The organism is Mycobacterium sp. ST-F2, assembly GCF_001905655.1.
In the GTDB taxonomy this organism is placed as follows: domain Bacteria; phylum Actinomycetota; class Actinomycetes; order Mycobacteriales; family Mycobacteriaceae; genus Mycobacterium.
Map to the genome: position 1 here is coordinate 133,894 of NZ_JMHT01000008.1, position 22,651 is coordinate 156,544.

24 protein-coding genes and 1 tRNA gene are annotated in these 22,651 nt (G+C 65.8%); 16 read left to right on the top strand and 9 right to left on the bottom strand.

Annotation, left to right across the window (positions count from 1 at the left end):
• Window positions 1-13 precede the first annotated feature (13 nt).
• From EB75_RS05185 to EB75_RS28670, 7 genes are read right to left on the bottom strand one after another with little or no spacing between them, the layout of a single operon-like run.
• Window positions 14-694 (bottom strand): response regulator, encoded by a 681-nt coding sequence (locus tag EB75_RS05185; RefSeq protein ID WP_073694405.1) that lies wholly within the window; start codon window positions 692-694, stop codon window positions 14-16.
• Entirely contained in the window at window positions 691-3,219 is a 2,529-nt protein-coding gene (locus EB75_RS05190) for a DUF4118 domain-containing protein (RefSeq protein ID WP_073694406.1), read from the bottom strand. The genes EB75_RS05185 and EB75_RS05190 overlap by 4 nt, the downstream gene beginning before the upstream one ends.
• Window positions 3,219-4,106, bottom strand: coding sequence for a potassium-transporting ATPase subunit C (locus tag EB75_RS05195; RefSeq protein ID WP_073694407.1), 888 nt, complete (start codon window positions 4,104-4,106; stop codon window positions 3,219-3,221). Before EB75_RS05195 ends, EB75_RS05190 begins: the two co-directional genes overlap by 1 nt.
• A gap of 2 nt (window positions 4,107-4,108) precedes the next feature.
• Window positions 4,109-6,211, bottom strand: coding sequence for a potassium-transporting ATPase subunit KdpB (kdpB, locus tag EB75_RS05200; RefSeq protein ID WP_073694408.1), 2,103 nt, complete (start codon window positions 6,209-6,211; stop codon window positions 4,109-4,111).
• On the bottom strand, window positions 6,211-7,881 hold the full coding sequence (gene kdpA, locus EB75_RS05205) for a potassium-transporting ATPase subunit KdpA (RefSeq protein ID WP_073694409.1): 1,671 nt from the start codon (window positions 7,879-7,881) through the stop codon (window positions 6,211-6,213). The genes kdpB and kdpA overlap by 1 nt, the downstream gene beginning before the upstream one ends.
• Window positions 7,881-7,970, bottom strand: a complete 90-nt coding sequence (locus EB75_RS28665) for a potassium-transporting ATPase subunit F (RefSeq protein ID WP_142239428.1) — start codon at window positions 7,968-7,970, stop codon at window positions 7,881-7,883. Before EB75_RS28665 ends, kdpA begins: the two co-directional genes overlap by 1 nt.
• A complete protein-coding gene (locus EB75_RS28670; RefSeq protein ID WP_286150084.1) occupies window positions 7,967-8,062 on the bottom strand; it encodes a potassium-transporting ATPase in 96 nt (31 codons plus the stop codon). Before EB75_RS28670 ends, EB75_RS28665 begins: the two co-directional genes overlap by 4 nt.
• Window positions 8,063-8,368: 306 nt before the next feature.
• Here EB75_RS28670 and EB75_RS05215 point away from each other — a divergent pair, with 306 nt between their 5' ends.
• The 8 genes from EB75_RS05215 (at window position 8,369) to EB75_RS05250 (ending at window position 15,815) form a co-directional block, all read left to right on the top strand.
• A complete protein-coding gene (locus EB75_RS05215) occupies window positions 8,369-10,027 on the top strand; it encodes an acyl-CoA synthetase (protein ID WP_073694431.1) in 1,659 nt (552 codons plus the stop codon).
• 9 nt (window positions 10,028-10,036) lie between these two features.
• A complete protein-coding gene (locus tag EB75_RS05220) occupies window positions 10,037-11,356 on the top strand; it encodes an acetyl-CoA hydrolase/transferase family protein (protein ID WP_073694411.1) in 1,320 nt (439 codons plus the stop codon).
• Window positions 11,357-11,411: 55 nt separating this feature from the next.
• Window positions 11,412-11,789, top strand: a complete 378-nt coding sequence (locus tag EB75_RS05225; protein WP_073694412.1) for a hypothetical protein — start codon at window positions 11,412-11,414, stop codon at window positions 11,787-11,789.
• A gap of 83 nt (window positions 11,790-11,872) precedes the next feature.
• On the top strand, window positions 11,873-12,889 hold the full coding sequence (locus EB75_RS05230; RefSeq protein ID WP_073694432.1) for an AurF N-oxygenase family protein: 1,017 nt from the start codon (window positions 11,873-11,875) through the stop codon (window positions 12,887-12,889).
• Between the two features lie 143 nt (window positions 12,890-13,032).
• Window positions 13,033-13,428: a YciI family protein gene (locus EB75_RS05235; protein ID WP_073694413.1), complete on the top strand. Its 396-nt coding sequence runs from the start codon at window positions 13,033-13,035 to the stop codon at window positions 13,426-13,428.
• 6 nt (window positions 13,429-13,434) lie between these two features.
• Window positions 13,435-14,688, top strand: a complete 1,254-nt coding sequence (locus EB75_RS05240; protein WP_286150085.1) for an RNA polymerase sigma factor — start codon at window positions 13,435-13,437, stop codon at window positions 14,686-14,688.
• Between the two features lie 141 nt (window positions 14,689-14,829).
• Window positions 14,830-15,654, top strand: coding sequence for an EAL domain-containing protein (locus EB75_RS05245; protein ID WP_073694414.1), 825 nt, complete (start codon window positions 14,830-14,832; stop codon window positions 15,652-15,654).
• Between the two features lie 87 nt (window positions 15,655-15,741).
• Window positions 15,742-15,815: transfer RNA gene (locus EB75_RS05250), tRNA-Leu, on the top strand.
• Window positions 15,816-15,863: 48 nt separating this feature from the next.
• On the opposite strand, the gene EB75_RS05255 is transcribed toward EB75_RS05250, so the two are convergent.
• Together EB75_RS05255 and EB75_RS05260 are read right to left on the bottom strand one after the other, a co-directional pair.
• Complete coding sequence (locus EB75_RS05255; protein WP_073694415.1) at window positions 15,864-17,030, bottom strand: site-specific integrase; 1,167 nt, start codon at window positions 17,028-17,030, stop codon at window positions 15,864-15,866.
• Window positions 17,017-17,766 carry a helix-turn-helix domain-containing protein gene (locus EB75_RS05260; protein WP_142239429.1) on the bottom strand — a complete coding sequence of 250 codons (750 nt, stop codon included), beginning with the start codon at window positions 17,764-17,766 and terminating at the stop codon, window positions 17,017-17,019. The genes EB75_RS05255 and EB75_RS05260 overlap by 14 nt, the downstream gene beginning before the upstream one ends.
• Window positions 17,767-17,871: 105 nt before the next feature.
• Here EB75_RS05260 and EB75_RS05265 point away from each other — a divergent pair, with 105 nt between their 5' ends.
• From EB75_RS05265 to EB75_RS05300, 8 genes are all read left to right on the top strand, one after another.
• The gene (locus EB75_RS05265; protein ID WP_073694417.1) at window positions 17,872-18,084 is read left to right on the top strand and encodes a helix-turn-helix transcriptional regulator; all 213 of its coding nucleotides are present in this window, start codon (window positions 17,872-17,874) and stop codon (window positions 18,082-18,084) included.
• 139 nt (window positions 18,085-18,223) lie between these two features.
• Window positions 18,224-18,661, top strand: coding sequence for a hypothetical protein (locus EB75_RS05270; protein WP_073694418.1), 438 nt, complete (start codon window positions 18,224-18,226; stop codon window positions 18,659-18,661).
• Window positions 18,658-18,987, top strand: a complete 330-nt coding sequence (locus tag EB75_RS29190) for a hypothetical protein (protein WP_073694419.1) — start codon at window positions 18,658-18,660, stop codon at window positions 18,985-18,987. Before EB75_RS05270 ends, EB75_RS29190 begins: the two co-directional genes overlap by 4 nt.
• Window positions 18,988-19,064: 77 nt before the next feature.
• The gene (locus EB75_RS30155) at window positions 19,065-19,325 is read left to right on the top strand and encodes a DUF2742 domain-containing protein (RefSeq protein WP_168175985.1); all 261 of its coding nucleotides are present in this window, start codon (window positions 19,065-19,067) and stop codon (window positions 19,323-19,325) included.
• Complete coding sequence (locus EB75_RS29570; protein WP_174557623.1) at window positions 19,322-20,884, top strand: AAA family ATPase; 1,563 nt, start codon at window positions 19,322-19,324, stop codon at window positions 20,882-20,884. The genes EB75_RS30155 and EB75_RS29570 overlap by 4 nt, the downstream gene beginning before the upstream one ends.
• Window positions 20,881-21,093 (top strand): hypothetical protein, encoded by a 213-nt coding sequence (locus tag EB75_RS05290; protein ID WP_073694421.1) that lies wholly within the window; start codon window positions 20,881-20,883, stop codon window positions 21,091-21,093. Before EB75_RS29570 ends, EB75_RS05290 begins: the two co-directional genes overlap by 4 nt.
• Before the next feature lie 208 nt (window positions 21,094-21,301).
• Window positions 21,302-22,438, top strand: a complete 1,137-nt coding sequence (locus EB75_RS05295) for a hypothetical protein (protein WP_142239430.1) — start codon at window positions 21,302-21,304, stop codon at window positions 22,436-22,438.
• Window positions 22,438-22,647 (top strand): hypothetical protein, encoded by a 210-nt coding sequence (locus tag EB75_RS05300; protein ID WP_073694423.1) that lies wholly within the window; start codon window positions 22,438-22,440, stop codon window positions 22,645-22,647. Before EB75_RS05295 ends, EB75_RS05300 begins: the two co-directional genes overlap by 1 nt.
• Window positions 22,648-22,651 lie beyond the last annotated feature (4 nt).

The window sequence follows — 22,651 nt, forward strand, 5'->3', positions numbered from 1 at the left end:
AACACTCGACGACCTACTCCTGGAAGCGATACCCCATCCCGGCCTCGGTCAGCAGGTGCTTGGGGTGTGACGGGTCGACCTCGAGCTTGCGTCGCAGCTGAGCCAGGTACACGCGCAGGTAGTGGGTCTCCTTGGCATAGGCCGGACCCCACACTTCCTTGAGCAGCTCTTCGCGGCCGACCAGCTTGCCGCGGTTGCGCACCAGCATCTCCAACATGCCCCACTCCGTCGGGGTCAGATGCACCTCAACCCCGCTCCGGGTCACCCGCTTGGCGGCCAAATCGACGGTGAACGAGGATGTTTCGACGACGGGCTCGTCGGTCTCGGATGCCGCCGCTGCGCGCCGGACCGCGGCGCGCAGCCGGGCCAGGAACTCGTCCATGCCGAACGGCTTGGTGACGTAGTCGTCGGCGCCGGCGTCGAGGGCTTCGACCTTGTCCATCGAGTCGGTGCGCGCGGACAGCACGATGACGGGCGCGGTGAGCCAGCCCCGCAGCCCGGCCAGTACGTCGATGCCGGACATGTCGGGCAGGCCGAGATCGAGGATCACCACGTCGGGTTTGTGCTCGGCGGCGGCCTTCAGGGCCTCGGCCCCGGTGGCGGCCACGGTGACGTCGTATCCGCGCACCGACAGGTTGATGCGCAACGCCCGCAGAATCTGTGGTTCGTCGTCGATGACCAGAACCCGTGTCACGCCCGATCCTTTCCGGCGGCTGCCAGGTCCACCACGACGGTCAGTCCGCCGCCGGGGGTGTCGGTGGCCGAGATGGTGCCACCCATCGCTTCGACAAAACCGCGGGCCACCGAAAGTCCAAGTCCCACACCGGTGCTGTTGTCATGGTCACCGAGCCGCTGGAACGGCGCGAACAGTTGCTCCTCGGCGCCGCGCGGAATACCGGGCCCCTCGTCGACGATGGTGATGAGCACCCGCTCGCCGACCTGTCCGGCGTTCACGCGCACCACGCTGCCCGCGGAGTAGCGCAACGCGTTGTCGATCAGATTGACCAGCACCCGCTCGAGCAGCCCTGCGTCGGCCAGTGCGACGGCGTCGCCCACCTCGACCTTCACCCGGTCGAGCCCGCGGTGGCCGTAACCGGTTGCCCCCCGGCTGATTCCGAGCAGTGCCCGCTGCACGACCTCTTCCATGTACACGCGCCGCAGCTCCGGCTTCACCACGCCGGCGGCCAGCCGCGACGAGTCCAGCAGATTGCCCACCAAAGCGGTCAGCTGGTCGACGGACTCCTCGACGGTGGCCAGCAGTTCGGCGGTGTCCTCGGGGGAGAAGCCGACGTCCTCGCTGCGCAGGCTCGACACGGCGGCCTTCGCAGCGGCGAGCGGCGTGCGCAGGTCGTGGCTGACGGCACTCAGCAGCGAGCGGCGCAGTTCGTCGGCTTTGGCCAGCGCCTCGGCGCGGCCGGCTTCCTCTGCCAGTGCCCGCTGCCGGACCAGACCGGCTGCCTGCCGGGCGACGGCGCCGAGCACCCGGCGGTCGCGGGCCTCGGTCTTGCGGCCGGCCATCAGCAGCCAGTATTCGTCGTCGGTGACCTCGATGGCGGTGTCGGCGGAATCGACTGTCACACAGGGGTCTTTGCCGACGCACGCGACGATGCCGTCCTCCTCGTGCAGGAGGCTGACGGCCCGTTGCGCGTACGTCTCTCGGACACGTTCCAGCAGCGTCGTCAGGTCGGCGCCGCGCAACACGCTGCCGGCGAACAGGGCCAGCAGCTCGGCCTCCTGGGAGGCGTGCCGGGCTTCCCGGGACCGTTTGGCGGCGCCGTCGACCAGCGCCGCGACGGCGACCGCGACCGCGAACAGCACCACGATGGTCAGTGCGCTGTCGGGGTCGGCGATGGTGAAGCTGTACCGCGGAGCGACGAAGAAGTAGTTGAGCAGCAGCCCGGACAGCACGGCGGACAAGGCGGCCGGTGCGACGCCACCGAGCAGCGCGACGATCAGCACACCGATGAAGAAGATCGCGCTCTCGCCGCCGACATGGAGGAACGGATCCAGAAGCGAGGTGATGGCGGTGATGATGCTGGGCACGACGAGCGCGGCGAGCCACGACGCCAGGTGCCGCTGCCCGCGGGTCGCCGTCGACCACGACCAGCCGGGTTGCGACTGCTCATGGGTGACCATGTGCACGTCGATCTTCCCGGAGTTCTGCACGGTCTTGGCGCCGATGCCCTCGTCGAAGAGCCGGGCCCACCGCGACCGTCGCGACGTGCCCAGCACCAGCTGGGTGGCGTTCATCTCGCGCGCGAAATCCAGCAGGGCACTGGGCACGTCACCGTCACTGCCGCCGACGACGGTGTGCAGCGTGGCTCCGAGGCTGGCCGTCAGCTCGCGCACCTTGCCCATCTGCGGGGCGGAGACGCCCGTCAGGCCGTCGCCGCGGACGACGTGCACCACCATCAGTTCGGCGCTGGATTTCGAGGCGATGCGTGACGCCCGCCGGACCAAGGTCTCCGATTCAGGGCCGCCCGTCACTGCCACGACGACGCGTTCGCGCGCCTCCCACGTGTCCGAAATATTGTGCTCGGCGCGGTATTTGGCGAGGGCGGCATCGACCTGGTCGGCCAGCCACAACAGCGCCAGTTCGCGCAGGGCAGTGAGGTTGCCCTGCCGGAAGTAGTTGGACAGCGCCGCGTCGACACGTTCCGGCGCATAGACGTTGCCGTGAGAAAGCCTGCGCCGCAATGCTTCCGGGGTGATGTCGACCAGTTCGATCTGGGCGGCGCTGCGCACCACGGAGTCCGGCACCGTCTCCTGCTGCTCGATGCCGGTGATCTGGGCGACGACGTCGTTCAGGCTTTCCAGGTGCTGGACGTTCACCGTGGAGATGACGGTGATTCCGGCGTCGAGCAGCTCTTCGACGTCCTGCCAGCGCTTGGCGTTCTTGCTGCCGGGTGTATTGCTGTGGGCCAGTTCGTCGACCAGCACCACCTCGGGGTGGCGCGCCAGTACGGCCGGCACGTCCAGTTCGGCGAACGTCCCGCCGCGGTAGTCGATGAACCGCGGCGGGATGCGTTCGATGCCGGCCAGCGCCTCGGCCGTCTTCTTGCGGCCGTGCGTCTCCACCACGGCCGCGACCACGTCGGTGCCGCGCTCGAGCCGGCGGTGCGCCTCGCCGAGCATCGAGAAGGTTTTGCCCACGCCGGGGGCCGCACCCAGGTAGATGCGTAGTTCGCCCCGCTTGTCCGGCGTTCCCATGTCTCCCATCATCCAATACGTGCTGGGTGCTGCTGGTCCAACGCGAGATTCAGCTGCAGGACGTTGACTCGCGGCTCACCCAGGAAGCCGAGGGCGCGGCCGGTGGTGTTGTCGCGCACCAGGGTCCGGACCTGGTCGGCCGAAAGGTGCCGGGCCTTCGCGACCCGGTCGACCTGAAGATCGGCGTAGTCGACGGAGATGTCCGGGTCCAGGCCACTACCGCTGGCGGTGACGGCATCGGCCGGCACCTGCGGGTCGGCGGGCGCCGCGCCGCGGACGGCCACGATCTGACCGGTGCTGTAATCGGCCCCGTCCGTGGCGCATTCGATGTGCACGCCCTCGTATGTCGCGAGGAACGGCGCCTTGGTGGTGGCGCACGGCTGGTTGACGCTGACCACCTTGGTGGGGTGCGTGACGCTGCCGGTGGCATCGCGGGGGCCGATCACCGACAGCACCGCGCCCACACCGTCGGCGGTGCAGAACGGACGGGCACCGGCGGTGTGGTCGAGGCCTTCGGTTTCGGCGACGGCGTAGCTGCGGGTGCAGACCTGGGTCAGCAGGCTCGGCTTGCCGCCGACATCGACGATGCTCTCCGGGCCGAGGTTGCCGGCACCGCTGGCCATCGGGTCGTATCCCGTGCCGGCATTGGACGGCCGGCTCTGGAAATACTGCGGCAGCGCATTGCCTTTGGCGTCGGTGAACAGCTGGCCGATCAGCGAGCTGCCGACCACCTTGCCGTCGACGGTGACGAGCGATCCGTCGGCGTTGTCCTTGAGTCCGGGCAGCTGGGCGATGGCCCAGACGAGCACCGGGTAGGCCAGACCGGTGATGACGGTCAGGACCAGCAGCGCGCGCAGCGCGGCACTGTGGACGCGAATCAGGTTGCCGATGTTCATGATTAAGACATCCCCGGGGTGAACTGGATGAGCAGGTCGATGAGTTTGATGCCGATGAACGGGGCGATGATGCCGCCCAGGCCATAGACGTACAGGTTGCGGCTCAAGAGCTTTGACGCGCTGCTGGGGGTGTACCGGACACCGCGCAACGACAGTGGGATCAGCGCAATGATGACAAGGGCGTTGAAGATCACCGCCGACAGGATCGCCGACTGCGGGCTGTGCAGCCGCATGACGTTCAGCAGATCCAGGCCGGGGAACAGGGCCACGAACATCGCCGGGATGATCGCGAAGTACTTCGCGATGTCGTTGGCGATCGAGAACGTGGTCAGCGCGCCACGGGTGATCAGCAGCTGCTTGCCGATCTCGACGATCTCGATGAGCTTGGTCGGGTCCGAGTCGAGGTCGACCATGTTGCCGGCCTCTTTGGCCGCCGAGGTGCCGGTGTTCATCGCGACGCCGACGTCGGCCTGCGCCAGCGCGGGCGCGTCGTTGGTGCCGTCACCGGTCATCGCGACCAGCTTGCCGCCGGCCTGTTCCTTCTTGATCAGCGCCAGCTTGTCCTCGGGCGTGGCCTCGGCCAGGAAGTCGTCGACTCCGGCCTCGTCGGCAATCGCCTTGGCGGTCAACGGATTATCGCCGGTGATCATGACCGTGCGGATGCCCATCTTGCGCATCTCGTCGAACCGCTCGCGCATGCCCTGCTTGACGACGTCCTTGAGATGGATGACGCCGAGCACTTCGGCCTTCTCGTCCTGGATGCGGCCCACCACCAGCGGGGTGCCACCCGCCGCGGAGATGCCGTCGACGATCTCGCCCAACTCGATGGGCACGGTGCCACCGTGTCCCCGAATCCATTCCGCGACAGAGTTGGCAGCGCCTTTGCGGAGCTTCTGGCCGTCGTGCAGATCGACGCCGGACATGCGCGTCAGGGCGGTGAACTCAACCCATGTGGCGTCGGTCAGTTCGCCCGGTGTGCGGGCCCGCAGGCCGTGAGCCTGCTTGGCGTACACCACGATCGACCGGCCCTCAGGGGTCTCGTCGGCGAGGCTGGACAGCTGCGCCGCGTCGGCGAGTTGTTCGGCGGTCACTCCGGGCACCGGGATGAAGCCCGCGGCCTGCCGGTTGCCGAGCGTGATGGTGCCGGTCTTGTCGAGCAGCAGCGTGTTGACGTCACCTGCTGCCTCGACCGCCCGGCCCGACATGGCGAGCACGTTGCGCTGCACCAGGCGGTCCATGCCGGCGATGCCGATGGCGGACAGCAGCGCGCCGATTGTGGTGGGAATCAAGCACACCAGCAGTGAGACCATCACTATGCCGGTGACGCCGAAGCCGTCGAGCGCCTCGGTGTCGGGCACGCCCGGGTTGCCCGCCTTCGAGTAGATGGCCAGCGGCTGCAGCGTCGCGACCGCGAACACGAAGATGATCGTCAGCGCGGCCAGCAGGATGTTGAGTGCGATCTCGTTGGGGGTCTTCTGCCGGTTGGCGCCTTCGACGAGGGCGATCATGCGGTCGACGAAGCTCTCGCCGGGTTTCTGGGTGATCTGCACGACGATGCGGTCGGACAGCACCGTGGTGCCGCCGGTGACAGCTGACCGGTCGCCACCGGACTCCCGGATGACGGGCGCCGATTCGCCGGTGATCGCCGACTCATCCACGGAGGCAATGCCTTCCACGACATCACCGTCACCGGGGATGACCTGCCCGGCCTCGACCACGACGATGTCGCCCTGCTGCAGCAGGGGAGCGGCGATCTCCTCTTCGGTACCGGCACTGCCCGGCGCCCACCCGACCAGCTTGCGGGCCATGGTGTCGGACTTGGTTTTTCGCAGGCTAGCGGCCTGGGCCTTGCCGCGTCCCTCGGCGACTGCTTCGGCGAGGTTGGCGAAAACGACTGTCAGCCAGAGCCAGAACACGATCAGCCAGGCGAACCAGCTGGAGTTCAGCACGGCCAGGACCGTCGACCAGACGGCGCCGACCTCGACGATGAACATCACCGGGTTGCGCCACAAGGTGCGGGGGTCCAGCTTGCGCAGGGCGTCCGGCATGGACTTCCACAGCATCTTCGGGTCGAGCAGGCCGCCCTTTACCGCGGTATCGGACATCAGTGAATTCCTTCAGCAAGGGGGCCGAGCGCCAGCGCCGGCAGGAAGGTCAGGGCGACCAGGATCAGCGTCACGCCGGCGACCATGCCGACGAACTGGGGGCGGTGCGTGGGCAAGGTGCCGATGGACGGGGGCGTGCTGCCCTGCTTGGCCAGGGAACCGGCCAGCGCGAGCACGAGGATCATCGGCAGGAAGCGGCCGATCAGCATCGCCAGGCCCAAAGCCGTGTTGTACCAAACGGTGTTGACAGACAGACCCGCGAACGCCGAGCCGTTGTTGTTGGCGGCCGAGGTGAAGGCGTACAGCACTTCGGACAGACCGTGCGGGCCGGCATTGAGCATCGCTGCACGTTCACCCGGCAGAGCCATGGCAAAAGCGGTGCCGGTCAACACGATCAGCGGCGTGACCAGGAAATAGCTTGCGGCCAGCTTGATCTCTCGCGGGGTGACCTTCTTCCCCAGGTATTCGGGCGTGCGCCCAACCATGAGGCCCGCCACGAACACCGTGATCACCGCGAGGATCAGCATGCCGTACAGGCCGGACCCGGTACCACCCGGCGCGACCTCACCGAGCTGCATGTTGAACATCGTCATCATGCCGCCCAGGGACGTGTACGAGTCGTGGAACGAGTTCACCGCACCGGTCGAGGTCAGGGTGGTTGCGGTGGCGAAGACCGCCGAATTGGCGACGCCGAAGCGCTGTTCCACGCCTTCCATGGACGCGCCGATGGCGGTGGGCACGGTGCCGTGGTGCTGGTTCTGGAACAGCAGCATGAGGCTGCAGCTGATGACGGCCAGCGTCGCCATGACCGCGACGATCGCGTAACCCTGCTTGCGGCTGTCGACCATGCGGCCAAAGGTGCGCGGCAGCGAGAACGAGATCACCAGCAGCAGAAAGATTTCCACCCAGTCGGTCCAGGCTGTCGGGTTCTCGAACGGGTGCGCCGAGTTGGCGTTGAAGAAACCGCCGCCGTTGGTGCCCAGCTCCTTGATCACTTCCTGGCTGGCCACGGGACCGCCGGTGAGCGTCTGCTGTGCACCGGCCAGGGTGTTGGCAATCTGGTCGTGCAGGTGGAAGTTCTGGATGGCACCGCCGGCGACCAGGATCACCGCGGCAATCACCGCGAGCGGCAACAGGATTCGGATGGTGCCGCGCACCAGGTCGACCCAGAAGTTGCCCAGCTCGCCGGCGTGCCGGCGGGCGAACCCGCGGACCAGTGCCACGGCCACGGCCATGCCGACCGCAGCCGAGACGAAGTTCTGCACTGACAGGCCGGCCATCTGCACCAGGTGACCCTGGGTGGTCTCACCCGAATAGGCCTGCCAGTTGGTGTTGGTGACGAAGCTGACAGCGGTGTTCCAGGCCAGGTCGGCCGTCATCGGCGTGGCCGGGTTGTTCAGATGCAGCGGCAGCACGCCCTGAACCAGCTGGAAGACGAACAGGAACAGCAGGGAGACGGCCGAGAAAGCGAGCGCACTGCGGGCGTAGGCGCCCCAGTTCTGTTCCGCCTCGGGATCAGCGCCGATCGCCTTGTAGATGAGACGTTCTACGCGCGAATGCTTTTCAGATGTGTACACGCGGAACATGTAGTCGCCCAACGGCACATGCACCGCGGCGAGGGCGACGATCAGGGACAGCAGGAACGCGATTCCCGCGGCGGTGGGGCTCACTAGAACCGCTCCGGAAACAGCAGCGCGGCGACCAGGAACAGTGCGATCACCAGACACAGCACCAGGCCGATGGCGTTGGCGAAGTTCACAGGCGCTCGACCACCTTCTGGATCACGCCGAACAGGGCGAAGATCGCCACCGTCAGCACCACGAACACCACTACAGACATGGGTTCTCCCACACGTAACCGCGTCGCCGGCCCTCGGCGACCACGTCAGCATCGACCCGTCGGAGAGGGCTTCCGCCGATCTTGACGCCTTCTTTACGCCCGGCCGGGCGTCCTTTACGGAATTCCCCACGAGGGCGGTCCCACGCGTGCGCGCCAACCGACAAATGCCTGCTCATGTGATGTTTTGCACAGCTTGAGTGGGTGGTGCCGCGGCATTTACGGCCGGCCCGACCTGACGTAGTGATGCCCTCGCGGCGCCGAACCGGCTAACGTGCCAGCGTGTGGGGCCGACCACGCCTCAACCTTCGGGAGGTATTGGTGATCGACGTCATCGGTGAAGTCCGGCAGAAACTGGACCGGCTTGCGGAGTCCGCGCAGGCCGTGCGCAGGCTGTATGAGACCGGCTTTCTGGATCTGACCAAACCCGGGGTCATGATCGAGACCGCCAAGAACGCGCCGTTGTTCGGCCCGCAGGCGACCATGGCCATCCAGGGCGGACGCAAGTACGCGGGCCTGCCGGCGCTGGTCGATGAACGCGGCACGCTGACCTACCGACAGATCGACAACCAGTCCTGGGCCCTGGCCCGCGGTCTTCAGAGCCTGGGCGTGACAGAAGGCTCCGTGGTCGGGCTGCTGTGCCGCGACCATCGTGGCCTGATCCTGGCCATGGTGGCGTGCGGAAAGCTCGGGGCCCGACTGGTGTTGATGAACACCGGTTTCGCCAAGCCGCAGTTCGCCGAGGTCTGCGAGCGCGAAGGCGTCAAGGTGGTGCTGCACGACAGTGAGTTCCTCGGACTGCTCGACGCCCTGCCCGCGGACATGCCGCGAGTGCTGACCTGGGTGGACGAGGGCCATGACGAGGGCCATGACGTGCCCGAGTCGGCACAGACACTCGACGCGATCGTTGCGGCCAACACCACCGAACCGCTGCCGCCGCCGAGCAAGGCGGGTGGCTCGGTCATCCTCACCAGCGGGACGACGGGCCTGCCGAAGGGCGCGCCCCGCAGCTCGGTGTCTCCGTTGGCCACGGCGCAGATCATCGACCGAATTCCGTTCCCGCGCAAGGGAACCATGGTGATCGTCTCGCCGATCTTCCACAGTACGGGGTGGGCTACGTACACCGTCGGCGCCGCCTTGGGGAACAAGGTCGTGACCGCCCGGCGATTCAACGCCGAGCGAACCCTGCAGCTGATCGCCGAGCACAAGGCCCAGATGCTCGTCGCGGTGCCGACGATGCTGCACCGGATCGTCGAACTGGGGCCCGACATCATCGGTAAGTACGACACCTCGTCGCTGACGACGATCCTGATCGCCGGATCGGCGTTGAGCCCGGAGTTGTCCAACCGGGTCCAGGACACCTTCGGCGACGTGCTCCACAACTTGTACGGCTCGACCGAATGCGCCATCGCCAGCGTGGCCACGCCGGCCGAACTGCGTCTCGCCCCGGGCACCGCCGGACGGGCGCCGGTGACGTGCGAGGTGGTGCTGTACGACGAAAACGACCGTCGTATCAAGGGAAACAACAAGCGCGGCCGCATCTTCGTCCGCAACGGCGCCCCATTCGCCGGATACACCGACGGCCGGACCAAGCAGATCATCGACGGCTACATGTCCAGCGGCGACATGGGGCACTTCGACGAGCACGGGCTGTTGTTCGTCGACGGACGTGACGACGACATGATCGTCTCCGGCGGCGAGAACGTGTTCCCTCAGGAAGTCGAAGAACTGCTGGCCGAGCGCGATGACGTGTACGACGCGGCCGTGGTCGGCGTCGACGACGTCGAATGGGGAAAGCGCCTAAGGGCTTTCATCGTGTCGCAGCCGGGCGCCGCACAGGACGCTGACGAGATCAAGGCGTTTGTCAAGAATAATCTGGCCCGGCACAAGGTCCCCCGCGACGTGGTGTTCATCGACGAGCTGCCGCGCAACACCACCGGCAAGCTGCTGCGCCGGGTGTTGATCGAGATGGACGTCTAGAGCAGCTCCATGCCAACCGAACTCAGTGCCGATGATGCTGCTGCCCAGCTGAAGCCTGCGGACACACTGGGCATCACCCTCGGCCCCGGCCAACCGCCGGCCATCCTCAGGGCGCTCGGTGCGCGCCGGGACTGGACGAATCTGCGGGTGTTCGGGGCGCTGTTGGCCGTTGGTACCGAACTGTTTTCGCGGCCGGGCGTGCACTATGTCTCCGGCTTCTTCGGGCCGATCGAGCGGGCGCTGCGGGACATGGGCGCCGACATCGAGTTCGCCGCCGCGGATTTCCGCCGGTTCGCCCCGCTGCTGGAGCGGCAATCCCCGCGGGTCATGACGACCGTCGCCACGCCACCAGATGCCGACGGTTGGTGCTCGTTGTCCCTGCACGCCGGCGGGACGGTCGCCGAGTTGCGCCGCGCCGGCGCAGACCCGCAACGGCTCCTGATTGTCGAGGTATCCGACTCATACCCAAAGACTTTCGGGTATGGATCACGGCGGCACGCCCTGCATGTCGACGAGATCGACATTCTCGTGCGCTCGACCGACGCCCCGCTGGCCCTGCCCGGCGCGGACGTGCCGCCAACCGAGGTGGAACGGTCGATCGCGCGGCATGCCGTCGGCTTCATCGGTTCGGGTGCCACGCTGCAGACCGGAATCGGCGCAATTCCCAACCAGATTGCCACCCTGCTGGCCGAGGGCGACGGCAGCGGGTACGGCCTGCACACCGAGATGTTCACCGACGGCTGTATGCATTTGCATCGCGCGGGCAAGATCACCAACACCGGCAAGGGCCAGTACGACGGCGTCAGCGTCACGACCTTCGCGTTCGGCTCGCAGGAGCTCTATGCGTGGCTCGACGGCAACCGCGATGTCGCGTTCCTGCCCGTCGATATCGTCAACTCGCCGGAGGTGATCGCCGCCAACACCGACATGATCTCCATCAATGGCGCTCTCGCCGTGGACATTCAGGGGCAGGTCATCGCCGACACCATCGACGGCGGACAGTTCAGCGGGATCGGCGGTGCGGAGGACTTCGTCGCCGGCGCCGGGCTGGAGCTGTCGGATCGTTCCCTCATCTGTCTGCCTTCGACTTTCGTGAAAGATGGTGAGCTGCGGTCGCGGATCGTGCCGTGGTTCGGCCCTGGCGCCGTCATCACCACGCCGCGGCAACAGGTCGACGTCATCGTCACCGAATACGGGGCGGCAGAACTCGAAGGCAAGACCGTCCGGGAGCGCGGCGAGGCATTGGCCGCCGTCGCCCATCCGCAGTTCCGGGACGTCCTGCTGGCGGCGGCGCTGCGCGCAGCGAAGGGGCGTTCGCCCGTCGGCTAGTGCCCGGCTCGGCGGTGTACCGGCATAGGAGCGCAATTCGTGATTCACTGCCGCCATGACGAGTAGCGACCAGCCATGGTGGATCTCCGCGCCGGTCGCTGAGCTCGCGGCGGCGGTCCTGCCGATGTTCGGGCACTCGTCGTTCGACAGCGAGCGAGGCGCAATGACCGACGTCGTGGCATGGCTGCGAACCGGTGCCCGGGATCCACGCGGAGTGTTCTCTGCGGGCGTTTCCTCGCGCGGCGATGTGTTCCAGAACCCCGACCTGCGGGCCGTCGCGGAGGCCATGCAACTGCTCGAGCGCTCGGGCCTGCTGCTTCGGGTTCTGGTTCCGTCGAGCCATTCGAGCTTCGACGTCGGCTTGACGCGGCTCGGGTGGCACGCCGTCCAGACCGGGACCATCAGGCAACATCTCGGCCTGGAAGACCGCTAGCCGAACACCTCTTGACATTCATATGGGACCCGCGGTCCCATTAAATGCAATGGGCAACGATGCCCGTCGCGTGGGAGGTCGTCATGGCAGTTACGAAGATGGTGCGCCGGTGGCGGGACCGGATGGTGGTCACCGGGGACGAGGATTACTGCGACCGGCTGCAGACCCTCTCAGACGGGTCGGTGCGCAGGAACTTCAATCCGTACCTGGACATCCCGTGGGATTCGCCGCAGTTCCGCGTGACCCCGAACGACCCCCGATGGGTGTTGGCCAAATGCGATCCCATCGGTGCGAGCGCCTGGTACCAGGCGCAACCGCAGGAAAAGCAGATCGCGATCGGCATCTGGCGTCAGACGAACATCGCCAAGGCTGGTCAGCAATTCGAGAGCATGCTGATCCGTGGCCTGCTCGAGTACACGTTCTGGGTGCCCAACGGCAGCCCCGAATACCGGTACTGCCTGCACGAGGCCATCGAAGAGGGCAACCACACCCTGATGTTCCAGGAGATGGTGAACCACACCGGTGTGGACGTTCCCGGTCTGCCGCGGTGGGTCAAGTGGATCAACTGGCTGTTCCCGCTCTTTGCGAGCCCGATGCCGGCCTTCTTCTTCATGATGGTGCTGTGCGGCGAGGAGCCGATCGACCACCTGCAGAAAGAGATTCTGCGCGAAGGCAATTCGATACACCCGATCATGGAGCGCGTCATGGCGATCCACGTCGCCGAAGAGGCCCGGCACATCTCCTTCGCTCACGAATTCCTGCGTCGGCGCATCCCGGAGATGCGGCCGTTCAACCGATTTGTGCTGTCTCTGTTCTATCCGCTGGGCTTCCGCGTGGCGGCCTCGCTCATCGCCAAGCCGCCCCGCTCGTTCTGGCGTGAGTTCCAGATTCCCAAAGCCGTGAAGAAGGAGATTTTCTGGCGGGCACCGGAATCCAGGACGATGCTGCGCGAGATCTACGGCGACGTTCGGATGCTCGCCGAAGATACCGGCCTGATGAATCCCCTTGCCAAGGTGTTGTGGCGGATCTTCCGGATCGACGGTCCGGCGTCGCGATTCCGCAGCGAGCCGGCGCGTCATGCCGCCGTCCCCGTGGCCTGACTGAGCCGCATTCGCACTCGGCGTTGTTCGGGCGCGATGAACTTTCGCTCGATCGCGAGTCAATTTTCCTGAGCCATGTCGAAATCGGCCCCACTCGTTCGACGTGTGTGTGAAGGATTGACTCGACGACGAAAGGTCACGCAATGCGCTACATGGGTTTGGTCATCATGGATCCCAACCAGGGCCCGCCGCCGCAGGCACTGATGGACGCCATGGAGGTGTACGTCGGAAAGAACGCCGCGGACGGCATCTACCTCGACGGCGGCGGTCTGGGACAAGGCGAGAACCGCATCGGCTACCAGGTCCGTTCGGGCCAAATGAGCACCACTGACGGCCCTTTCACCGAGGCCAAAGAGATCATCGGTGGGTACGCCATGCTCGAGTACCGCAACCACGCCGAGGCCGTCGAGGGGGCCCGGTCGTTCACCGAACTGCATCGTGAGCACTGGCCCGAATGGGAAGGGCGGGTCGAGATGCATCTGATCGAAGGCCCCGAGGCCACCGGATGTCCCGCCGGCGAGCAGCAACCGGGCGCCTGATTTGCGGTGACCCGTACCGGAGGTGCCGGCTCGGCCGGCGCCGAGGCAGTGACCGCCGCGTGGCGCGCCGAATCGGCACGCCTCGTGGCGGCGCTGGCCCGCATGACCCGCGACATCGACCTCGCTGAGGACGTGGCGCAGGATGCGCTCGTCGCCGCGCTCGAGGAATGGCCCGAGCGCGGAATACCCGCAAACCCCGCCGCGTGGCTCATGACCGCCGCGAAGCGACGTGCCATCGACCACATCCGCCGGGCCGAGACACTGCGCCGCAAGACCGAGGAGGTCGGGCGCCGGCTGGAGAAGGTCGAGATGCCGGATTTCGAAGCGCAACTCGACTTCATCGAGGACGACGTGCTTCGGCTGATGTTCTTGACGTGTCACCCTGAGCTACCTGCGCCGTCGCGCGCGGCGCTCACGCTCCGACTGGTGTCAGGTCTGAGCACCGGCGAGATCGCCCGCGCCTTCCTGGTGCCGGAATCGACCATGGCGCAACGGATCACCCGCGCGAAGAAGAGCCTCCACGGCGTGGACATGGAGCTGCCGGTCGGGGCCGAGCGTGTCGACCGCATCGACGACGTGCTCGCCGCCATCTACCTGACCTTCAACGAAGGCTATGTGGCGACCACCGGCGCGGATTGGACGCGACCGGACCTCTGCTTCGAAGCGATCCGGCTGGCGCGCATGGTGGCCGCCATGGTGCCCGATGTTCCGGATGTCCTTGGGCTGCAGGCACTCGTCGAACTCCAGGCGTCGCGGATTCCCGCCCGTGTCGACCGCAACGGGGCGCCGGTGTTGTTGGACCATCAGGACCGGGCGCGGTGGGATCACCTGCTGCGGCGTCGCGGGCTCCAGGTGCTGGCTCGGGCCGAGAAGCTCGCTCAGGCGGGTGCGCCCGTCGGGACGTACTTCTTGCAGGCGGCCATAGCGGCGTGCCATGCGCGCGCAATCCGGGCCGAGGACACCGATTGGCACCGGGTCGCGGACCTGTATGACGTGCTGGCCTTGGCCGCGCCCGGTCCTGTCGTGGAGGTCAACCGTGCGGTGGCGCACGGCCGCGCTCACGGCGCCGAGATCGGGCTGGCGGTGCTCGATGCGCTCGGCCCGGACCCCATGCCCAGATCACCCCTGCCCCACGCGGTGCGCGGAGACCTGTTGGAGCGCTTGGGACGAACTGCCGAGGCGTCGGCGGCGTTCGCTCATGCCGCCGCACTCAGCAGCAACGAGGCCGAGCGCTCAGTGCTGCTGAGTCGGTCCGAATGACCTGGGCGGTGTCCCGCTCTTCAGAAGATTCGGGCAGCATAGCCTCCAGGTCCGCACGTCGGAGGGTGCAGCTATTGCGGCTCGACCACCCGGACACGACGTTATTGACCATCGCGATACCCTTGGTGAGGATTAGCTGAAGTGACCCGTTGCGGTCGCGGGCGTCGACGTGAGGCGGGTGAACGGGCCATCGCACAGCTCCTCGCAGATCTCCGTCAGGCGATCGACGGAGATCAACTCTCGCTGGTCTACCAGCCCAAGTTCGACGCGCGCACAGCCGCGGTCGTGGGGGTGGAGGCGCTGTTGCGATGGCGTCATCTAGACCGCGGATTACTGCGGCCTCACGAATTCCTGCCGCTGGTCCGGCAGTACGGCCTGATGGATCAGGCCACGGATCTGGTCGTCAACATGGCGCTCGATGACACCCTGCGGTGGTATACCGCAGGCGCGGAAGTGCCTGTGGCCGTTAATCTTTTCGCGCCGCTGCTGAGCGACCTGAACCTGCCGGACCATCTGTGCCGCGCACTGGACGACCGTGGGTTGCCGCCGTCGGCACTCGCCGTCGAGATCACCGAGGACCTGTTCGTGGACAACATGGAAGACACCCAGACCGTGCTGGCCGGCCTGGCTGACCGCGGCATCAGGATCGCCCTCGACGATTTCGGCACCGGGTACTCCGCGCTCACTTACCTGTCCGACCTGCCGATCGATGAGATCAAGCTGGACCACGATTTCATCGCGCGGGTCACCGCCGACGAGCGCGCTGCACTGGTGGTGAGCACCATCATCGACCTCGCGCACAAGCTCGGCTTCCAGACCGTCGCCGAGGGCATCGAGAGTGCCGAATCGGCTGTGCTGTTACGGGATCTCGGTTCCGATGTGCTGCAGGGCTACTTCCTGAGCCCGCCGCTGCCGTCCGCTGATGTGCTCGGCGTGCTCGAACCGGGTGCCCGTCCGACGTTCTAGGTGGCGCGGACTCGAGCCGCGTGGGATCGGGGTCGGGTTCAGCGGCCTGGTATTCAGGCCATAGGTTGGTAGCCGCTTGATCACCAAGCCCCCATAGCCCAATTGGCAGAGGCAGCGGACTTAAAATCCGCCAAGTGTCGGTTCGAGTCCGACTGGGGGCACTGTAATTACATCGGCATACATACAGGTAGAGGCGCTATTTGCGCGATCTACACTGCGGTCTTGGGGCGTTTTGCCCACATTTTGCCCACAGTCTCGTCTAACTTATCGGCAACTCCGGTGAGATCGTCGTCGAAAAGATCGGCGTAGACATCCAACGTCATCGCCGCCGACGAGTGCCCCAGCATCCGCTGAACCACCTTCACGTTGGCGCCGGCCGAGATCGCGAGTGACGCCGCGGTGTGCCTCAGCGCGTGCGCCGTGACCCTCGGGAACACCGGCGTGGTCGGTTCCTTATCGCCCTTGCTTTCCTTGGCCCTGGCTGCCGTGGCCGCGGTCTGGCACCGTTCGACGGCGCCCGACAGCCAAGAATCATGCGACGACGGGGGGCCGAGGTGGCCACCGTCTCTGGCGGGCCAAATCAGGTCACCGTGGTCCTTGCCTCGGCATGTCTTCGCCAGCTCTTCGACGACGAACTTCGGCAGTACTACCGTGCGTTCCTTGCCAGACTTCAGCGTGCCCACGTGGACATCTGCGCCCACCGTCACGGCGTTTTCGTGCAGCACCACTTTGCGTTTCAGGAAGTCGATGTCACCGACTCGCAGTGCGGCCGCCTCGCCCCACCGGGGTCCGGCCATGCCGAGCAGCAGCACCAGTGACCTGTACCGGCCGGACTCGAGCGCGAGCGCCTGGAGCTGCGCAGCAGTCAGATAGACGTTCTTCCGCTTAGCCCGCGCTGGGAGCTTGACCCCGCGCGCAGCATTGCGGGCCAACCGACGATCCTTCACCGCATCATCGAGGATCCGCGCCAGCACGTCGTAGGCAGTGCGAACGACCGTGCCCTTGCGGCGGCCGGCAAGTTCCGAGACCCATCCCTGAACGTCTGAAAAGTTGATGTCCGCGATTGCCTTTGTCGCCCAACGTGGTTCGACGTGCACCCGCCATGCCGACTCTACCGAGTGGAAGGCTGACGGTTTGATGATGGCCTTCTGGCGAGCCAGCCAGCCCGGTCCCAGCTCGCCGATAGTCACCTTGCCCAGGGCCGGAGCCACGTAGCTGCCGGTGAGCTTCTCGACCTCAACGGTAGCCGCGAACGCTTCGGCATCACGCTTGGTCTTGAAGCCTCGCTTATCGGTCTGGCGCCGATCCGGCGTGCGGTAGCGAACCCGGTAACGTGTTGCGCCGGAGGTTGTTTCATACTTCTCAATCGTCGCCATGCGAAAGCTCGGCCTCCAACTCGGCTCTCAGTTCCCTGGAGATGCGGCCCTTCTTCTGCTGGTTGGCGTCGGGACCCGCGCGTAGGTCTCGTTCCTCACTAAAGTTTTTCTGCCACAGTCGAAATGAGGCGAGTGCAAGTTCCGCCGGCTTGACGTGGAGTTGTGACACCAACCGGTCCTCCGTGACGCTTGACCGCTGGAGCATTGAGGCCAGCTGCTGTGGCTCTACGCCCGCCGCTTCCATGTCTTCGAACGTGACGCCTAGTTCTTCCTCGATCTCCATGCCGCTGGCCAGAGCGTGAACGAAGAGCAACCGCTGATCTTGTGGTGTGAACGAACCGGCCGGGGGTTCTGGCGAATACTCGCCAACCCCAGGACCGATGGTGACAACCTCACCGTTGCACAGTCCGGCAAGTTCCGATCCCCAGACTTGCAGGGCTCCGGTTAGCTCAACGAGCCCATCGTGCTCGACCGAGACTAGGTCCACGAGGCTGACCTCCTGGGTGCTACCCCGATCTAGAGCAGCGCGCTGGAGTGTCAATGTCAAAGTGAGCACGGTCGCGAATGTCGGTGACGAGCGTCCGGACTCGAAGTCTGCAACAACTGAGGCGCGCCAGCGGAGACCAAAATGGCGTGCGCTGACAGCTAGCTCACTTTGTGTCATGCCGAGCTCGTTGCGGATCCGCTTGCAGTTCCGCCCAACGACGGCAGCGAGCGACCGGTCTGCATCGGACATGCCGCTGACATTACGGGAATCTACGACCCTTGACAACGCGCCACTCGCCATGCTGTCCTATCACTGTTCGTGAATTTACGAACCCAGACGACGAAAGGAGGCGGAATGTCCAATCCGCTGGACACATTGACGGCGAAGCAAGTAGCGGCGATCTTGCACACATCCGAAGCTGGACTCGCTCAGATGCGATATCGCGGCACTGGTCCAAAGTTCGTGAGATCGGGACTACGAAAGGTGATCTACACGCGTCAGAGCGTGGAAGATTTCTTGGCGGAGAACACGATTCAGCGCACCGACGACCCCCGGGGCGCCGCGTGAACCAGGCGGACCGAGATCGCATCGAGGACTTGGGGTTAGTCGAGGACGACCACACCCCGGATATGCGAAAGGCGCCGGTTGCCGCCGACGCCCTTCGAACCGATCACCGAGCAGTCACCACAACCACCGAGGAGATCTAGTGACCACGATACCCACCAATCCGGCCCAGCCGGTAGACGGCGATCCGTTCGCCGACGCCACCATCGGCTGCACCAGTTGCACGGTGCCGACCGATCGCGCTGACGGCTTGTGCACGTTCTGCGCGTCCTACGTACCGCCGGCGATGCACGAGCACCGCTGCACCCACTGCGGAGATGTGCAGACCGTGCCGTGCGACCAAGAAGTTCAACACGGACTTCTTGCCGAGAAGCAGAACACCGCCGATACCCGCCTGATCGCCGCCACCAACTGGTTATCCCTCGCGCTCGAGGACCTGGAGGACGCGATGGGCACGCTGCCGGCCGACGCACCGCTGTGGGTATCGGTCGATATCACCAGGGCCATGCGGCATTTGCGCGCCGCTATCCGACTGGCCGAGTCCGCGGGCGCCCAGCTCGGCCAGGCGGTGACCCAGTGAGCGGCCACGTCACCTGTACCTGCCCGACCGTCCCACCGGGCACCGAATTCGTCGACATCTGGGAGACCCTCGACGGCCACACCAGCCGCGTTGTCTCCGGCGGCGACACCTCATTCGGACCCGACCTGAGGTGCATCGCGTGGGCCGACGCCATTCAGAACCGCAATGGCACCATCCACTCGGCCGCGATCCGTGTGGACATCAGTCACGAGACGGATCCGTTGACCGCCGAGCAGGCACGCATACTCGCCGAGACGCTGGTCCGGCTGGCCGACCAGGTCGACGCCTGGGACACGTGGAGCGACGCCAGGGCGGCGACCGAGTGACCGACCACACGGCAGGAGACCGGCCCGCATATTCGCGGGCCGGTTCTCCGGCGTCACGCGAAATCTCATGCACCGCTGTGTACCAACGTCTTTACCCTCTGCTCGGCGAACCCGGCCCGACGCTCGGGACCCCGGCATGGCTCCAGCTCGACGACACCGACCCAGCGGCCTGGCGATCCGTCTTGTGGGCCGCGCTGCAGTGGGCAGTCGCACAGGACGCCACGCAGGAACACCTTGCGGTTGCATCGAAAGCCATTGCCGCCGCGGAGAACTGGGCCAGAGTTGCGCGGCGCGTCCAGCGCCGGAGCGAGATCTACATTCAGAGGAGGTCGGCGTGACGCCGAAACCGCAGTGGTGCTGGGACTGCGAGAAAGAGCGGGGCAACTGCACATGCAGGTCAACCCCGCTGTACTACGACATGAAGGCCCTGCTGGCCGGTGAACTCCCGCCGCCGCCGCAGCCGGCAATCGGGTGCCGCAACGACGGACACCACATCTTCTACGCCGAGCAGGTGAACCTGGTGTTCGGCGACCCCGAGACTGGCAAGACGTGGCTGTGCTTGTGGTGCGGGGCAAGCAAGTTGATCAACGACCCGACATCGCGGGTGGTGGTCATCGATCTGGACCACAACGGACCGACAGCGACGGCGGCCCGGTTTCTGGCGTTCGGCGTCCCCAAGGAAGCGCTGTCCGACCCGGAACGGTTCCGGTATGTCGAGCCTGATGACCGGCTGCACATGGCCCAGGTGGTCAATGACCTGACCGCGTGGCGGCCGACCATCGCAGTCGTGGACTCACTCGGGGAGCTGATGCCGCTCTACGGCGCGAACTCCTATTCGGGCGACGACTTCACCGACGTGAACGCGCGGGTGCTAAAGCCGTTGGCCAAGGCCGGTGCCGCTGTGCTGGTGATCGACCACCTGTCGAAGGGTGCCGACTCCCGCAATTTCGGTCCGGTCGGTACAGCGGCTAAGCGGCGGGCGATCGGTGGGGTATCGCTGCGCGTGACCATCAAGGACGCATTCACGCCCGGCTCCGGTGGGGCGGCATACCTGAAGGTCAACAAGGATCGGCACGGTGGTCTGCGCGAGCACTGCCCGACCGGTGACCGCGAACCGCTTGCCGGCACCTTCACCATGCGCGTATTTCACGATGCACTCACGGGTGAGATCAAGGCCGCCGATGGCACCGAGAACGTCACTGACGACCACGCTCTGAGTGCCAGCCAGGCCCGTGATGTCGCCGCCGATGTTGCCCTTCTCGAAGCACTTGATCCGCCGCCGCAGTCGAAGCGCGATGTTTGCCAGCGAATGAATTGGGGTGACTCTCGATCACAAACCGCTTTGAAGGCGTGGCGGGAGTCGACAGGCCGGTCAGCGCCGAAGAATCAACACACGGCGACCACGCAAGGAGGTGGCGGAAATAGTGATTCCGCTGGAACCGGTTCCGGCACACCCTATGTATCAGTTCCAGCGGTTCCAGCACCAATTGTCGACCCCAATATTGGTCTTGAGCTGGGGTTACCGGTCGAATCTGCTGGAACTCACACACGCCAGGCGAACGCCACCGTCACTGACATCGGATCGCGCCGACCACCATGCTCCAAATGTGAATCCGGCACCGCTCGACCGGACACCGGCAGGTGCGATTTCTGCACTCGCAAGACAATGACAGCAGGCGACTTTCTCGTTTGCTGGTTCCGTCATCACACCGACCCTGGCGAGTGGGTTCCACCGTTGCGCGTGTACCAGGAAGCCGAACCTATCGGTTGGAATCGGCACACCGTCATGACGGCAAAGAACAGCCTCCGTGGGGTGATCGAATCCTCCAGCAGGGGCCGGGGGTCGGAATGGCGACTGGACCCCGCGAGCCACACCAACACCGAGGATGCATCATGACTGAATACGAACGCTTGACCGCTTTCGCTCGCCTGCTCTCGGACGTATCGGCGGCACTGCGACTGCACGGCCGCACCGAGGCCGCAGACATCATCCACGCCGAAGCTGTCCACTTCGCCACCGAGCGCGACATCGCCAGAGCGGTGGCCGACGCCGAACTCGACACTCCGATGCAGACGGTCGACCTCGGCCGATTGTCCGACGACTGAGATACGCTTAGGACACAACCAAATCGGAGTAGTGCCGCGTGACAGGGCGAAACCCATTGCGCGGATGGGCGAAACGCAAACTTCATATTGCCGGGAGGGCGACACCCACCGGAGTCTGTAACGAAACCCTCATCAACGTGAGGCAGTCGTTACCACGCGAAAACTGGTTACCACCAACACTTTTCGGGCTCTGGGAGGGGCTCACAACATGGCAATGAAATCTCTTGCAACAGAACTCATGGAGCGCCGTAGCGTTCTCATCAACGAAGCCCGCGCAATCGCCCAGCGCGGCGTAGACGCGAAACGCGACCTCACCGAAACAGAGCAATCCGACTTCGATCAGCGCATCGCAGACGCCAACGCACTCGAGGCCCGCGCCAAGGAGATTCACGACGGCGAGCAGCGCGCTCACGAACTCGACGAGTCGTTCCGCAACGTCACCGGCGCATACCCAGGGCAGCCCAGCGCATCCGGCTGCCCGTCTCTGCTGGTGTCCCGCGACAACATCGCCAAGCACGCCGAAGCACTGCGCGAAGGCCGCGTATTCGGCGCCGTCGAAGAAGGCCGCGCCCTGGTGCAGGTCAACCCGTCCGCCGCCAACGCGTTGGGGGGCCCGCAAGCATGGGCGCAGATCGGCCCACGCGAACCCCTGCACCTGATCCGGTTCGCCGGCATCCCGGTGCAGACCCTTACCGGTGTGTCCGCAGTGATGCCCGCATTCACCCTGCCGGCCAGCGCCGCAGGGGTGAACGAGTCCACCGCGCACGGCGAATACGACTCGGTGGTCGACGTGCCGCTGTCAGCGCTGCGGTACGGCCGCTGGACGGCAGTCTCGGCGGCCGCATCCCAGTTCGACAGCCTCAGCGGCATCGCCAACTTGCACAGCGTCGGTATCGCCAAGGACCTCGACAAAAAGGCCGTTGGCGATATCCAGACCGCCGCAGGCACTCCGGTGACCTACGCCGCCGACATCGCCGGCAACGTGCGTAAGAGCCTGCTGACCGTCTCGGCCGCGGTGCTCGTCCCGGTCGACCAGCTCGTCATCTTCGGCACCCCGGGCGACATCGCACTGCTCGGCGACACCACGCCCGCCAACGGCCCCGACGTCGGGTCTGTCACCGAGCGGTTCAACGGCGCACGGCTCTATGCCACCAACGACGCCACCGCCGGCCAGGTGACCATCTTCGACCCGGCCTCGTTCCTCGTGTTCATGAGCCAACTGCAGTCGGCGTCAACCATCGACCCGAAGGACGGCAGCAACTCGTTCGGTTCGTGGCTGCACTCGACCGGCGTCGGCCAGGGCCTCACCGGCTCCGCGCAGGCCGTCGACACCGTCAGCCCGTAGTGACTGATCCTCGTTTCGGTGCCGGTCCACCCGCAGACGACGGGTGGCCGGCAACCGACGAATGGGCCGACGACTGCGAGCAGCAAGCACAGTCGTGGACGAGCCGCATACAGAAGCAACTAGGCCACTGGTTCGGCACCGCCGAACGACCCGAGAACCAGACGAGCAATGATCAGAACCTGTGGATGAGCCTCGGCGAGGCGGCGTAGGAAA

Excerpts from the sequence above, each read along its gene's own strand:
- EB75_RS05195 (WP_073694407.1), bottom strand. The coding sequence starts at position 4,106 with ATGAACATCGGCAACCTGATTCGCGTCCACAGTGCCGCGCTGCGCGCG.
- EB75_RS05260 (WP_142239429.1), bottom strand. The coding sequence starts at position 17,766 with ATGTCCGATGCAGACCGGTCGCTCGCTGCCGTCGTTGGGCGGAACTGC.
- EB75_RS05255 (WP_073694415.1), bottom strand. The coding sequence starts at position 17,030 with ATGGCGACGATTGAGAAGTATGAAACAACCTCCGGCGCAACACGTTAC.
- EB75_RS05235 (WP_073694413.1), top strand. The coding sequence starts at position 13,033 with ATGCGCTACATGGGTTTGGTCATCATGGATCCCAACCAGGGCCCGCCG.
- EB75_RS05290 (WP_073694421.1), top strand. The coding sequence starts at position 20,881 with ATGACTGAATACGAACGCTTGACCGCTTTCGCTCGCCTGCTCTCGGAC.
- EB75_RS05265 (WP_073694417.1), top strand. The coding sequence starts at position 17,872 with ATGTCCAATCCGCTGGACACATTGACGGCGAAGCAAGTAGCGGCGATC.
- EB75_RS05220 (WP_073694411.1), top strand. The coding sequence starts at position 10,037 with ATGCCAACCGAACTCAGTGCCGATGATGCTGCTGCCCAGCTGAAGCCT.
- EB75_RS05190 (WP_073694406.1), bottom strand. The coding sequence starts at position 3,219 with ATGGGAGACATGGGAACGCCGGACAAGCGGGGCGAACTACGCATCTAC.
- EB75_RS05225 (WP_073694412.1), top strand. The coding sequence starts at position 11,412 with ATGACGAGTAGCGACCAGCCATGGTGGATCTCCGCGCCGGTCGCTGAG.
- EB75_RS05295 (WP_142239430.1), top strand. The coding sequence starts at position 21,302 with ATGGCAATGAAATCTCTTGCAACAGAACTCATGGAGCGCCGTAGCGTT.
- EB75_RS05230 (WP_073694432.1), top strand. The coding sequence starts at position 11,873 with ATGGCAGTTACGAAGATGGTGCGCCGGTGGCGGGACCGGATGGTGGTC.
- kdpB (WP_073694408.1), bottom strand. The coding sequence starts at position 6,211 with ATGTCCGATACCGCGGTAAAGGGCGGCCTGCTCGACCCGAAGATGCTG.